The following is a 14,468-nucleotide window of genomic DNA, read 5'->3' on the forward strand; positions in this document are numbered from 1 at the left end:
TCCCATAATAACACCACCATTCTATAATCATTATACTACGCAAAATAAAAACCCTGTAAAACAGGGTCACGAAATAAATATCCTTTTTTTATCGTGTCCTTTTTACAGGGTCCATTTTAAACTAACAGCAGGCTTTTTATTTGTCTTATTCTATATTCATGATGGATTAAGTATTCTTTATTTATCTCATATCGCATCTCTTACATGCTTTTATATCATCTCTATTATAGACTTACATCTCTATGAAATACCTGATATATATCTTCTTATTAGCTTATTATCTAGCTTTAAGATTATATATCTCAAAGAATCTCTTCTATTTATATTATTTCTTATACTATTTGTTTATCTTTTTTATAAGATAACTGGAAAAGAAGGACTTGGTGGGGGAGATATTAAGATGTTAGGTGTATGCAGTCTTTCTTTAGGTATTTATCAAACGTTAAGTGTCTTATCCATTGCCTGTTTCTTAGGAATCATCTTCTCTTTTATAAAACAAAAGAAGATGATTCCTTTTGGTCCTTTTATAGCACTTGGATGGTTAACTATATCTTTATTTGACAGTTTCTTAATCCTGTAATACTATTTTTGTCATAGGAGGATTCTTATGACATCACTTTTTGAAGAAACATTTAATGAACCTCTTCCTTCAAGACTGAGACCTGATAATTTAGATGAATTTGTTGGACAGACTCATCTAGTAGGAAAAGGAAAAATACTTAGAAGACTTATAGAAACAGATTCTATTTCTTCAATGATCTTCTGGGGACCACCAGGAGTTGGTAAAACAACACTCGCAAGAATTATTGCTTCTCATACACATTCTTCTTTTATTGATTTCTCAGCTGTGACTAGTGGTATTAAAGAAATAAGAGAAGTGATGAAACAGGCAGAAAATAATCGTGTCTTTGGTGAAAAGACAATTCTATTTGTGGATGAAATACATCGTTTCAATAAATCCCAGCAGGATGCTTTTTTGCCTTTTGTAGAAAAAGGAAGCATTATACTTATAGGTGCGACAACTGAAAACCCATCATTTGAAATCAATGGAGCTCTTTTGTCACGTTGTAAGGTATTTGTCCTCAACGCACTTGAAGAAGAGGATATTGTTTCATTACTCAAACATGCCATTTCTAGTCCAAAGGGATTTGGAAATTTAAATATTGATATATCTGATGATTGTTTACACCTTATTGCATCTTTTAGTAATGGTGATGCAAGAAATGCGTTATCCACTCTAGAAATGGTTATTAATAATAGCGACGAGAAGGATGGCATCATCCATGTTACTAAGACAATCATTGAACAATGTACACAAAAGAAATCTCTTTTATATGATAAAAAGGGTGAGGAACATTATAATCTCATTAGTGCCTTACATAAATCAATGCGTAATTCAGATCCAGATGCAGCTATATATTGGCTTGCTAGAATGTTGGAGGCGGGAGAAGATCCTCTTTATGTCGCAAGAAGAGTGATTCGCTTTGCGAGTGAAGATATTGGTTTAGCAGATCCCCGTGCTTTATCTATTGCGAATGATGCTTATACAAGCTGCCATTATATTGGTATGCCTGAATGTTCAGTTATATTAACGCAGGCTGTTGTTTATATGTCCATGGCTCCTAAATCCAACTCTTTATATGTTGCCTATGAAACAGCTAAAAAAGATGCCTTAAAAGAATTATCTGAACCTGTACCATTAGTTATTCGTAATGCGCCTACAAAACTTATGAAGGAACTACATTATGGGGAAGGCTATCAATATGCTCATGATACAAAAGAGAAGATTACGAATATGCAATGTCTACCCGATTCATTAAAAGACAGGGAATATTATCTTCCAGGTACTCAAGGTGCAGAGAAACAATATAAGAATAGATTAGATGAAATAAAAAAATGGAGAAAAGAAAATCAATGAGTTATTGTGTGAAATGTGGTCATGAATTAACTGAAAAAGAAAATGGAATAGATGGTATGGTACCTTATTGTCTAAACTGTCAGGAATTCAGATTCCCAATGTTTAACAGTGCAGTCAGTGCGCTTGTACTCAATCCCAAAAAAGATAAAATCCTTCTCATCCAACAATATGGACATAAGGATAATATCTTAATTGCAGGTTATGTCACAAAAGGAGAAAATGCGAAACAGGCTCTTTTTAGAGAAGTCAAAGAAGAAACAGGTCTTACTATTTCTTCCTATGAGTTCAATGATAATGAATACTATGCTCGTACTAATACATATATAAATAACTATGTCGTTGTTGTAGAAGATGAATTATTCCACTGTAATGAAGAAGTGGATTATGCAAAATGGTATGATCTAAAAGATGCAATGAATATCATTAAGCCTGACTCTTTAGCTCAGGAATTACTTAGAAGATATCTCTATAAAAGAGAACACAATCTTGTTTTCACAAGATAAAAGACGACTATTTGAAGTAGTCGTCGAGTAAGTCATTTTTAATTGTGAATGTAGGGTTTCCCATATAACCGGGAGCTACTTCAAATTGATCAAAGCAGATGACAAGTTCACCTTGTTTATTAATATAGTAGCTTTGATTCTTCGAAATACCTTTAAAACGAGGATTATCATTCTTTTGACACCAATATACTTTATTGGTGTCTTTTTTCATTTCTGCTTTCATTTGTTTAAGTATCTCTTTAGAAATCACTTTTTTATAGTCACTATTCTTAAAATAAGCAGAAAGAGGGATACTCTTTCCTGTGGATTTGTTGATTGTATAATAAACGTTCTTTGTGTAACTATCTGCATGTGCTTTATTTAGCTCTAATTTAAGAGTAAATAACTGGTCTGTATTATAGACAATCTCATGATTAATAGAATAATAACTTCCGCTTTTTTCCTCTTTTGAAATAAAATTCTTAATAGTAGATGCCATCTTACGATTCACTACATCAAGTGCTTCCTGTTTATTATTATCTGCAGTTGTAATCCATGGGATATGGGATTTCTTCACATCTACAGTAAATAGGTTAGACAGAGTGAGTCTATTTGGTGTATTGGTATCTTTATTGAGTTGATGATTGATCAGTATAAGTATAGCTACAAGGACAATAAAAGAAAGTCCTATCTTTTTCCAAAATGTTAGTTTATGCATAATATCACCTATTTCACATTATACACAAAAAAACTGTTCATGACGAACAGTTTTACTCACCAAATGAGATTCCTACAAGCTTTGCGCTTTGTACGATTTCTCCTTCAGTATCTACAAATTTTAATTTTCCTGCAGTAGCTTCTAATGGAATATGTGTAACATGATTTCCTTGTAATACAACATATTCACCATAATGTTTCTTAATGATGAGTCTTGCACCTTCTACACCAAAACGTGTAGAGATTTCACGATCATAACTATCAGGATTACCACCACGCTGTGCATGACCAATACATGATACACGAATCTCAGCATCAATTTCCTGACTTAATTCATCAGCTACTTCATAAGCTACAGAACGACCATTTCTTGCAAGTACTTTTGCTTTATAATCTTTTTTCTTCATTAGTGCATCTGCTTCAGAAATAGCACCTTCAGCACAGGCAATAATTGCATAGTTTTTTTCGTTCTTTAATGTTTCTTTAACCTTTTTCGCAACAACTTTAATATCATATGGAATCTCAGGTAAGAGGATAACATCAGCACCTGCTGCAATACCGGCAGATAAGCAGATATGTCCTACCTTATGACCCATAACTTCAATCACAAAGACACGGCTATGACTTGCGGCTGTTGTCTTGATTTCATCTAAGTAACGTGTCGCAATGGCTGTGGCAGAAGAATAACCAAATGTATAATCTGTACCCCAGGCATCATTATCAATAGTCTTAGGTAATGCAATTACATTTAGTCCTTCCTGTGATAACATATTTGCACTTTTAATAGAACCATTACCACCAAGTACAACTAAGCAGTCCAATTCAAGTTTCTTATAAGTATTCTTCATAGCTTTGACTTTATCAAAACCATTTTCAATAATACGCATACGTTTGAAAGGACATCTTGAATTTCCAAGAATTGAACCACCTACGTTTAAAATATCATAAAAATCTTTAGGCTTCATTTTTTTGTATTTTTCATACATCAATCCTTTATAACCATCAATAAAGCCAATGATTTCAACATCTTTCACATTTCTATAAAGAGTTAATGCCAACCCACGCATAGTTGCATTAAGGGCTTGACAGTCTCCTCCGCTTGTTAAAATACCAACGCGCATATTATACCTCCCTTATACTTTTTTCTTAAAGAAGTATTCCTGACTATTGATCTTCTCTTGTTTATTCTTTACACGTTTATATGTACCATCATTTAATAAACGTGATGCTTTCACATTATCATGAAGCATAATATCAAACATATTAAGAATAGTCTTCTTAATACGAGGATCATGAATTGGTGCACCCACTTCTACACGTCTTTCTAAGTTACGTGTCATTAAATCTGCAGAAGAAATATAAACTTCAGGATTTTTATCACCAAAGATATAAATACGAGAATGTTCCAAATAACGTCCGACAATAGATATAACATGAATATTTTCTGTATAACCCTTAATACCAGGAATGATACAACAGATACCTCTTACGATTAATTGAATCTTAACACCAGCCTGACTTGCTTCTACAAGCTTTTCAATCATTTTTTTACTTGTCACTGCATTACATTTAAATCCTACATAAGCAGGTTTACCAGCCTTTGCAAGTTCAATTTGTTCATCAATCTTTTCAAAGATTTTTGAAATCATACAATGTGGTGCGACTAATAATATATTCGCATTATGATCTGTTTCACCTAAACATAAATGAGTAAAGAGTTCATTGGCTTCTTCACCAAAAGCATGTTCTGAAGTCATTAAACAGAAATCTGTATAAAGTTTAGAAGTCTTTTCGTTATAGTTGCCAGTACCAATCTGAGTGAGATACTTGATACCTTCATCTGTACGATAAGTGACAAGACATAATTTAGAGTGTACTTTTAATTCACTTAAACCATAAATAACATGACATCCAGCACTCTCTAACTGTTTAGACCAGGCAATATTGTTTTCTTCATCAAAACGTGCACGAAGTTCTACTAGAACTGTCACATCCTTACCATTTTCTGCAGCACGAATCAAACTCTTAACAACCTTAGAATTTTTAGCCACACGATAAAGAGTCATCTTAATACTGATTACCTGTGGATCACGACTTGCTTCATCTAAGAATCTTAAGAATGGTGCCATAGATTCAAATGGATAAGAAAGTAATATATCATGCTTTAATACCTGTTTAATCATTGGTACAGTATTTTCTACAAGAGGTGAATTACGTGCTTCAAGTTTCTTATAGAATAATTCTGGATGACGTGATTTTAAATAATCCTGTAAAGTAAATACAAATGAGAACTCTAATGGACTCTCTACTTCAAAGACCTGACCATTAGAAAGATCTAAGAAATGTTTCAACATATCTACTTCAATCTCTTCTAGACCTGGAGACATCTCCATTCTTAAAGGTGCAAGCTTTCTTCTTTGTTTAATAAGAGTTTCCATCATTTCACGATAATCTTCATGTTCCTGTAAAGAATAATCATCCTCTTCAATATCAGCACTTCTTATAATACGAATTATAGAAGCATTCTTTACTGTTTGTCCATGAAAAATCATAGGAAGATTTTTTTTCACAATTTCTTCTGCCAAAATAAATTTACCAGGCTTACTAGGTAGGGCAATTAATCTTTCATCAAAAGCAGCAGAGCATGAAACAATACCCATCTTTCTCTTACCCTTTTTACTTTCTAATTGTGTCACAATATAGAGTTCACCATTATTAAGGAAAGGGAATGGCTGTCTTTTAGAAACAACCTGTGGTGATACAAGTGGAAGCATTTCCTGAGTGAAATAATGTTCGAGAAATTTTTTATCTTCTTTATCCTTAATATCATCATAACCTACAATCTCCACATCATATTCTTTCATCTTTTCAAGATTTGATGCATAGATCTTATCTCTCTTCTTATATAGATATTTCACCTTTCTTTCACAGGCTTTAATCTGTTCAGATGATGTCATATTTGTCTTATTTTCTTTTAAAGCAGGATAAAACAAAGCCTGATCAAATAAGAATCCCATACGTACTCTAAAGAATTCATCTAGGTTCGTTTGGAAAATTGAAATAAAAGTCAGACGCTCACCTAACGGCACGTTTTCATCTTTGGCTTGCATAAGAACACGGTCATTAAACTTTAACCAAGATAATTCTCGGTTATCTTTATATATATTCATAATTAATCCTCCCATCTATATACTCATTATAGCGTTAATTCTAGCATTATACTAATAATAGTGTGATTTAGTTAGAATAAAGTTTGTGTAAAGATAGTGTAAAATTTGTTCATTTCATATATTTTGTAAGAATATAAAGCTATTTTTGGACATTTTCCTAAAAATGCCTAAATGAACACTGGTCAGTTTTATTGACTTTTATCCGTAACATTCTAAAATGAGGATTAGTGAAAGAGAGAGGATGTTGATTATGAATACATTAGATAAAGTATCACATGCAGCTGAAAGAAAAGCGATGGAGGTTGCGATTGACCATATTGTGAAAGGTTTGGACAAAGACCGTACAGGAGAATATTTGAAGCTCATTGACTTGGCTGAAAAGTTCTATGGAAAAGGATTTAGTAAAGAAAGCTATGACGCAGCGAGAGTTGCGGTACAGGATCCAAACAACAAATGGGTGAAATATATCAATAGTGTGATTGATGATGCCAATCCAGAATTCATCAAGAAGACAGCTTTGAATCTTGGCTATGAAGCATTCTTTAGAGGTACAAAAACAATCCGTGAAAACAGAAAGAAATACAACTGTAATATCCCTTGGTTGATTCTTTTTGATCCAACAAGTGCCTGCAATATGCATTGTGAAGGATGCTGGAGCGGTACTTATGGACATAAAAGCAACTTAACTTTTGAAGATATGGATAAGATTGTTACACAAGGTAAAGAATTAGGGGTCTATCTTTACTTATTAACTGGTGGTGAACCACTTGTAAAGAAGAAAGAAATCATTAAATTAGCTGAAAAGCATAATGATGTAGAATTCGCAATCTTCTCAAATTCTACTTTGATTGATGATGCATTCTGCAAAGAACTTGTAAGACTTGGTAATATTACATTCTTATTATCAATTGAAGGTACTCCAGAAACAAATGATGCAAGACGAGGTGCAGGTCACTTTGAAGCTGTTATGAAGGCCATGAATCTCTTAAAGAAATATGGTATTGTCTTTGGTACATCTATCTGCTATACAAAATATAATGTAGAAGCAGTCACAAGTGATGAATTCTTTAAGATGATTACTGATAAAGGGGCTCGTTTTGGTTTCTACTTCCACTATATGCCAGTAGGAAACAATGCAGTCACTGACTTACTTCCTACAATCCAACAGAGAAAATATATGATTGATCGTATTAGATATATCCGTTCAGATAAATGTGATATTAACTTCTATCCAATGGATTTCCAAAATGATGGTGAATATGTTGGTGGATGTATTGCCGGTGGTAGAAACTACTTCCATATCAACTCTAATGGTGATGCAGAACCATGTGTATTTATTCATTATTCAAATACAAATATTCATGATAATTCAATTCTTGAAATGTTGCAGTCACCTTTATTCATGGCTTATCATGAAGGACAGCCATTTAATGAAAACCATTTAAGACCTTGTCCAATGTTGGAAAACCCATCATTATTAAGAGAAATGGTGAAACGTACAGGTGCGCATGATACAAATATGGAATCTCCTGAAACAGCAGATCACTTATGCGATAAGTGTGAAGACTATGCAAAAGAATGGGCGCCTATTGCAGAAGAATACTGGAAGGATCATAAGCATCCACATCCTAAGTATGAAAACTATGCACCTAAGAGAATGGAAGAATTAGGATTACATAACGAAGAATAACTATGGGGCAGTAGAGATACTGCCTTTTAGTATGCAATTTAGTTATAATGCCCTCCAGTATTGGTATTTTACTTTTATATCTTTGTTATTTAGAATGATGTCATGGAGGTAAATTATGACATTCACAAACAAGGATTTAAAAAACATGATCATCCCATTGTTCTTTGAACAATTATTAGTTATGTTAGTAGGTATTGTTGATACTTTTATTGTAAGCTTTGTGGGAGAAAGTGCGGTATCAGGGGTTTCACTTGTAAACTCATTTAATACAATTTTTATTTATTTGTTTACAGCTCTTGCATCGGGTGGGGCAGTTGTCATCAGCCAATATATTGGACGTAAAGAACAAGAAGCCACTAATCGTGCTTCAGGACAGTTATTGATGTTTTCTATTGTCTTCTCATTTATATTGATGATACTTGTCTTGATTTTTAATGAATCACTTTTAAGACTCTTATTTGGTCGTGTAGAAAATTCTGTCATGCAGGCTTGTATCACCTATTTAAGGATATCAGCCTATTTTTATCCAGCACTCGCTATTTATAATGCAGGTGCTGCTTTATATCGCTCTATGGCTAAAACATCTACAACTATGTATATTTCTATTGCATCTAATATTATTAACTGTATTGGAAACTGCATAGGTGTCTTTGTTTTACATGCTGGTGTGGCAGGTGTTGCCTATCCTTCACTGATTGCTAGATTTTTTTCTGCAGTAGTGATTACATTCTTATGCTTCAATAAGACACTGACTACTTATTATGAAAAGAAGCATATATTTGTATTTGATGCTAAGATGTTGAAAAGAGTATTGAATATTGCGGTTCCTAATGGGATTGAACAAGGCATCTTTCAGTTAGTTAAAGTAGCCTTGAGTTCAGTTGTTGCTTTGTTTGGTACTTATCAGATTGCAGCCAATGGTGTGGCCCAAAGTATCTGGTCACTTGCAGCCCTAGTGGGAGTTACAATGGGACCTGTCTTTATTACAGTCATAGGACAGTGCATGGGAGCAAAGGATATAGACAGTGCACATTATTACTTTAAGAAGCTGATGAAGATCACAGTTATCTTCTCTATTATATGGAATATATTCATTCTTTTCATTACACCACTATTCCTACAATATTATCAATTATCATCAGAAACTAAGAATCTGGTCTTTATTTTGGTTATTATTCATAACCTATTTAACACAATTGCCTTCCCGTTCTCTGGACCACTTTCAAATGGATTACGTGCGACAGGAGATGTCAAATATACAATGATTGTATCAATCTTGAGTACAGTCGTCGTAAGAGGGATACTCTCTATTATATTTGGTATTACATTGAATCTAGGGGTGATTGGTATTGCCTTGGCAATGTGTGCTGACTGGTCAATACGTGCTATCATATTCCATCTTCGCTATAAATCAGAAAAATGGACACAATTTAATGTTATTTAGGAGGAGTTTATGAAAGATTTAATTGTTGTATTCAGCTATTCTCATGGTAATACAATACGTATTGCAAAAATGATTCAAAAGAAAACTGGGGCTGATCTAAAGGTAATAGAAACAATTCAACCTTATAGTGATGATTATGATGAAGTGGTAGATTTAGGCCTTAAAGAAGTAAAGAAAGGCTATGAACCACCTATTAAAGAAATCTCTATTGAAGGCTATGATCGTATTTTTCTAGGAACACCTACATGGTGGTATACGATGGCTCCGGCGATGAAGACATTTATTCATATGCATGATTTCAAAGGGAAAACTGTTATTCCTTTCATGACTCATGGAGGATGGCCCGGAAAAGTTATTAAAGACATGAAAAAAGAATTAAAGGATTCTATTATTCCTACATCAATAGAAATTCAATTTGATTCAAATGGAGGAGATACTCTTATTACTTCTCTTGATACAATTGAAGAATGGATCAAACAACTATAAAGAGACAATTCGTCTCTTTTTTGTGTATAATGAACTAGAGGTGGTTATATATGCAGAAAATAATGATTGTAGAAGATGATGAAATTATTGCTTCTTCTATAAAAAAACATCTAGAAAAGTGGAATTATGATGTGTTTGTAGTCAATGATTTTGAAAATGTCTTAGAAGACTTTAGAAACTATGAACCATTACTTATCTTATTAGATATCTCACTGCCTTACTATAATGGTTATTATTGGTGTCAGGAAATAAGAAAAGAATCAGAAGTACCTATTATCTTTATTTCTTCTACAAGTGAGAATATGAATATCGTTATGGCGATGAATATGGGAGCAGATGATTTTATTAATAAGCCTTTTGACTTAACGGTACTCACGGCTAAGTTACAGGCAATACTTAGACGTACCTATTCATTTAATAAAACACAGAATGTCTTGAACTATCACTCACTGACTCTTGATTTATTAAAGGGTGTCATCAGTTATCATGAAGACTCTATAGAACTCACTAAGACAGAACTTAAGATCATGCAGATATTATTTGAACATGCCGGACAGATTGTCTCTAGAGATACAATCATGGAAGCTCTCTGGCAAAGTGAAGCTTTTGTAGATGATAATACATTAAGTGTCAATATTAATCGCTTAAGAAAGAAATTAGATGCTTTTTCTTTACCACAGCTTATTCATACAAAGAAAGGAATAGGGTATCAGTTATATTATGAAGACATACATTAAAGACCATTATCGTTATTATCTTGTTTATCTGGTGATGATCTTCTTGTTTGATCTGATCCTCTTATTATGCGATGTTTCTATTTCATTGCTTTATTATCCTACCTGTCTATGTTTCTTCTTTGTGATTGTTTATTTTGGCTATGACTATTATAAATATAATAAGAAGCTAAAAGCACTTCATTATGCCTTACATCTTGATCATATCTACTTAGAAAATATACCTGCACCAGAAAATGATTTAGAAGAGTCTTATTATTCTCTTATAGAAAAGATTATCCAGGCTAATAGTGTCCTTAATAATCAGAAGGATACAAGCTATCATGAATTATCTGATTATATGACACTCTGGGTTCATCAGATTAAGACACCCATTGCAGGACTTCGACTACTCATACAATCAGGTGAATTATCTCCGAGACTACTTTCTATGCAGGTATTACGTATTGAACAGTATGTAGATATGATGATGTACTATGTCAAGATGGGACATATGAATCAGGACTTAAAGATTGGTTATTATAAAATAGGGGATATTGTGAATGAAGTAGTCAAGAAACAATCCTTATTCTTTATTCATAAGAAGATTTCTCTTCAACTAGAAGAACTAGATGAAAAAATACTCACAGATGAAAAGTGGACTTCTTTTATTATTGAACAGATCTTATCCAATGCCTTGAAATATACCAAAGAAGGTTCTATTCATATTTGTATGAAAAATCAAACACTCTATATTAAAGATACAGGAATAGGAATTAAGAAAGAGGATTTACCTCGTGTCTTTGAAAAAGGCTTTACCGGTACAAATGGACGTATTGATAAGAAAGCCAGTGGATTAGGCTTATATCTTGTTAAGAATATATGTGATACTTTAGGTTATCCTATTCATATAGAATCTATAATCAACCAAGGAACAACTGTTTCCATTTGTTTTGAGAAAAAACCTCTTATCGTAGAGTAACTTACAAAATTGTAAGATTAGAGACTTATTCTGTAAGGTGAATCAATGGCAGATATGTTTCAAAATAATTAAACTATAGTTGTAACGAAGGAGGAAAACATATATGTCATTATTAGAAGTTAAAAACTTAAAAAAAGTCTATACAACACGTTTTTCATCTCAGCAGGTCACTGCTTTGTCTAATGTCTCTTTTTCAGTAGAAGAAGGAGAATATGTAGCTATCATGGGTGAATCAGGAAGTGGTAAGACAACACTTTTAAATATTCTTGCATCTTTAGATACACCAACAAGTGGCGAAGTACTACTTAATGGAGAAGATATTACTAAAATCAGTGAAAAGCATATTTCACAGTTTAGAAGAAAGAATCTTGGATTTGTATTTCAGGATTTCAACTTATTAGATACATTCTCTTTACGTGATAATATCTTTTTACCTCTAGTTTTGTCTAAAGAAAACTATGATGTGATGGAAACTAAATTGAATCATTTAGCACCACAGCTAGGTATTGAATCACTACTGGATAAATATCCTTATGAAGTATCAGGAGGACAGAAACAAAGAGCTGCTGTCGCAAGAGCTTTAATTACTCATCCTCAGATTATCTTAGCTGATGAACCTACAGGTGCTTTGGATTCTAAATCAACAGATGATTTATTGAATATCTTTGATCATGTAAATGAAGAAGGACAGACAATTGTGATGGTTACTCATAGTACCAAAGCAGCCAGTTTTGCGAAACGTGTCTTATTTATACGTGATGGACAGGTCTATCATCAGATCTATAAAGGAGATAAGACAAACGAAGAGATGTATCAGGCAATCAGTGATACACTTACACTACTGCAGACAGGAGGTAAGTAATCATGTTTTATTTAAAACTTGCCCTGACAAATATTAAAAAGAATGGAAAAATCTATTTCCCATATCTTATTACAAGCATCTTTACAGTCATGATGTTTTATTGTGTAAAGTTCTTAGGTGGAGATAATGGCCTAAGAAAAGACAGTGAATCAGCAGCCATGATGATGAGTCTTGGCGTGTATGTTGTGATTATATTCTCAGTTATATTCTTATTATATATAAATAGCTTCCTCATGAAGAATCGTAAGAAGGAACTTGGACTCTATAATATATTAGGAATGGAAAAGCGTCATGTGATGTTGATCATCTTTATTGAAACATTGATTGTTTATTTGATTTCTTTAGGATTTGGTGTATTAACAGGTGTTCTATTTAGTAAGCTGATGATGCTTATTTTAGTGAAGATATTGGCTATTCATACATCGATTGTATTTAGTATTGATATGAATGCGATTTTGATCACAACTCTTCTCTTTAGTGTTATTTTCTTTGTCTCATTTATGATCAATGCAGCTTCTATTCGTTTCTCTAATCCAATCCAGTTATTAAAGGGTGGAATGGTTGGAGAAAAGGAACCAAAGACAAAGTGGTTGATGACTTTGATAGGTGTTATCACATTAGGTGCTGGTTATACAATTGCCTTGTCGATTGAAGATCCAATCACTGCCCTTGTCTTATTCTTTGTGGCAGTTGTACTTGTCATTATTGGTACATATGCACTCTTTACTGCTGGTTCTATTGTGATTTTGAAAATATTAAAGAAGAATAAGAAGTATTACTATCAGACAAATCACTTCATCAGTGTGTCTCAGATGATGTATCGTATGAAACAGAATGCAGTGGGACTTGCAAGTATCTGTATTTTATGTACATGTATTCTTGTCATGATTTCTTCTACATATACTCTTTATAGTGGCGTTTTTGATACTGTGAAAAAAAGTGTTCGTGCTGACTATAGTTATAAAGTAGGGAATACGGAAAAGGTGAATATGGATGAAGAAATCATCAACCTTGAAAAGGACATTAAAACATCTCTTGCTTCTAAAAATATCGGTATTTCTCGAATGGCTTCTTTAAAGTATTGTCAAGTATGGGCTTCTCAAAATGGAACAGTCTTTACTGCGCCAGGAGAAGGTGGTAATAATAAATTACTCACTATCCTAGGTATGACATTAGCTGATTACAATCGTATTTATAATCATCATGTCACTTTAAATGATCATGAAGTGCTTTATAATTCTAATTATCATTTTAATCATGATTCAATGATGTTGAATAATCAATTGTATTCATTAAAGATGGTTAAGAATGATCCTTGGTTTGTAAAGGATGATATTGCGAATATAGATTCTGATAGTATCACATTTGTATTCAAGGATGATGCAGCCTTAAAACAGGCACTTACATTTGAACATCGTTCTTCCCCTTCTTATGTCTATGAAGTATTAGTTAATTATAAAGGTGGTTATTTCAATTCAAAGGCTGAAAAAGTCATGCGTAAAACAACAAAGAATTTCACTTTGAAAGTCAGTGAAAAGAATGATGGTGAAATCAGTTATTCTAATATGACTCGCTATGACAATTACCAGCTATTTAGTCAGATGTATGGTTCATTATTATTCTTAGGAATCTTTCTAGGTGTACTCTTTATGATGGCTGCCGTATTGATTATGTATTATAAGCAGTTATCTGAAGGCTATGAAGATCAGAAAAGATATGAAATACTACAGAACGTAGGATTGAGTAAAAAAGAAGTTAGACAGGCTATATCTTCACAGGTATTGATTTTCTTCTTCCTTCCTCTTGTAGTGGCAGTTATTCATATGTCCGTGGCTTATAAGATGATCTTAAAGATGTTTAAGGTAATGATTCTTAATGCCCCTCAGACATTTATTACATGTACTGTTGTATCAGTGATAGTACTTACTATTTGTTATACTATTGTTTATTTCTGTACAAGTCGTACATATTATAAAATTGTAAAAAAGTAAAAAAAAGGCTTTC

The 14,468-nt window shown here is 32.9% G+C and carries 13 protein-coding genes; 10 read left to right on the forward strand and 3 right to left on the reverse strand.

Translation table 11 applies throughout. From position 1 onward, the window contains the following. From H8909_RS06735 to H8909_RS06745, 3 genes are all read left to right on the forward strand, one after another. On the forward strand, window positions 1–580 hold a 580-nt coding region (locus H8909_RS06735), incomplete at its 5' end, for a prepilin peptidase (protein ID WP_187012272.1). Window positions 581–607: 27 nt separating this feature from the next. Beyond that, a complete protein-coding gene (locus tag H8909_RS06740; RefSeq protein ID WP_117458439.1) occupies window positions 608–1,918 on the forward strand; it encodes a replication-associated recombination protein A in 1,311 nt (436 codons plus the stop codon). Then, a complete protein-coding gene (locus H8909_RS06745; RefSeq protein ID WP_238928242.1) occupies window positions 1,897–2,421 on the forward strand; it encodes an NAD(+) diphosphatase in 525 nt (174 codons plus the stop codon). The genes H8909_RS06740 and H8909_RS06745 overlap by 22 nt, the downstream gene beginning before the upstream one ends. 7 nt (window positions 2,422–2,428) lie before the next feature. On the opposite strand, the gene H8909_RS06750 is transcribed toward H8909_RS06745, so the two are convergent. Genes H8909_RS06750 through ppk1 form a run of 3 tightly spaced genes read right to left on the reverse strand, consistent with a single transcriptional unit; the run spans window position 2,429 to window position 6,287 of the window. Further along, window positions 2,429–3,118: an RsiV family protein gene (locus H8909_RS06750; RefSeq protein WP_187012273.1), complete on the reverse strand. Its 690-nt coding sequence runs from the start codon at window positions 3,116–3,118 to the stop codon at window positions 2,429–2,431. Window positions 3,119–3,170: 52 nt separating this feature from the next. Continuing rightward, window positions 3,171–4,238 carry a 6-phosphofructokinase gene (locus H8909_RS06755; protein WP_187012274.1) on the reverse strand — a complete coding sequence of 356 codons (1,068 nt, stop codon included), beginning with the start codon at window positions 4,236–4,238 and terminating at the stop codon, window positions 3,171–3,173. 12 nt (window positions 4,239–4,250) lie between these two features. After that, window positions 4,251–6,287: a polyphosphate kinase 1 gene (gene ppk1, locus H8909_RS06760; protein ID WP_187012275.1), complete on the reverse strand. Its 2,037-nt coding sequence runs from the start codon at window positions 6,285–6,287 to the stop codon at window positions 4,251–4,253. Window positions 6,288–6,537: 250 nt separating this feature from the next. On the opposite strand from ppk1, the gene H8909_RS06765 reads away from it, so the two are divergent. From H8909_RS06765 to H8909_RS06795, 7 genes are all read left to right on the forward strand, one after another. Beyond that, the gene (locus tag H8909_RS06765) at window positions 6,538–7,977 is read left to right on the forward strand and encodes a radical SAM protein (RefSeq protein ID WP_187012276.1); all 1,440 of its coding nucleotides are present in this window, start codon (window positions 6,538–6,540) and stop codon (window positions 7,975–7,977) included. Window positions 7,978–8,092: 115 nt separating this feature from the next. After that, on the forward strand, window positions 8,093–9,421 hold the full coding sequence (locus tag H8909_RS06770; protein WP_187012277.1) for an MATE family efflux transporter: 1,329 nt from the start codon (window positions 8,093–8,095) through the stop codon (window positions 9,419–9,421). Window positions 9,422–9,430: 9 nt separating this feature from the next. Beyond that, window positions 9,431–9,907, forward strand: coding sequence for a flavodoxin (locus tag H8909_RS06775; RefSeq protein WP_187012278.1), 477 nt, complete (start codon window positions 9,431–9,433; stop codon window positions 9,905–9,907). Window positions 9,908–9,957: 50 nt separating this feature from the next. Beyond that, window positions 9,958–10,644, forward strand: a complete 687-nt coding sequence (locus H8909_RS06780) for a response regulator transcription factor (RefSeq protein ID WP_129980942.1) — start codon at window positions 9,958–9,960, stop codon at window positions 10,642–10,644. Continuing rightward, a complete protein-coding gene (locus H8909_RS06785) occupies window positions 10,628–11,602 on the forward strand; it encodes a sensor histidine kinase (protein WP_187012279.1) in 975 nt (324 codons plus the stop codon). Before H8909_RS06780 ends, H8909_RS06785 begins: the two co-directional genes overlap by 17 nt. A 103-nt stretch (window positions 11,603–11,705) precedes the next feature. Further along, entirely contained in the window at window positions 11,706–12,464 is a 759-nt protein-coding gene (locus tag H8909_RS06790) for an ABC transporter ATP-binding protein (RefSeq protein WP_187012280.1), read from the forward strand. Between the two features lie 2 nt (window positions 12,465–12,466). After that, window positions 12,467–14,455: an ABC transporter permease gene (locus H8909_RS06795; protein ID WP_187012281.1), complete on the forward strand. Its 1,989-nt coding sequence runs from the start codon at window positions 12,467–12,469 to the stop codon at window positions 14,453–14,455. Window positions 14,456–14,468: the final 13 nt, after the last annotated feature.

The organism is Catenibacterium faecis (assembly GCF_014306455.1).
GTDB lineage: Bacteria > Bacillota_I > Bacilli_A > Erysipelotrichales > Coprobacillaceae > Catenibacterium > Catenibacterium mitsuoka_A.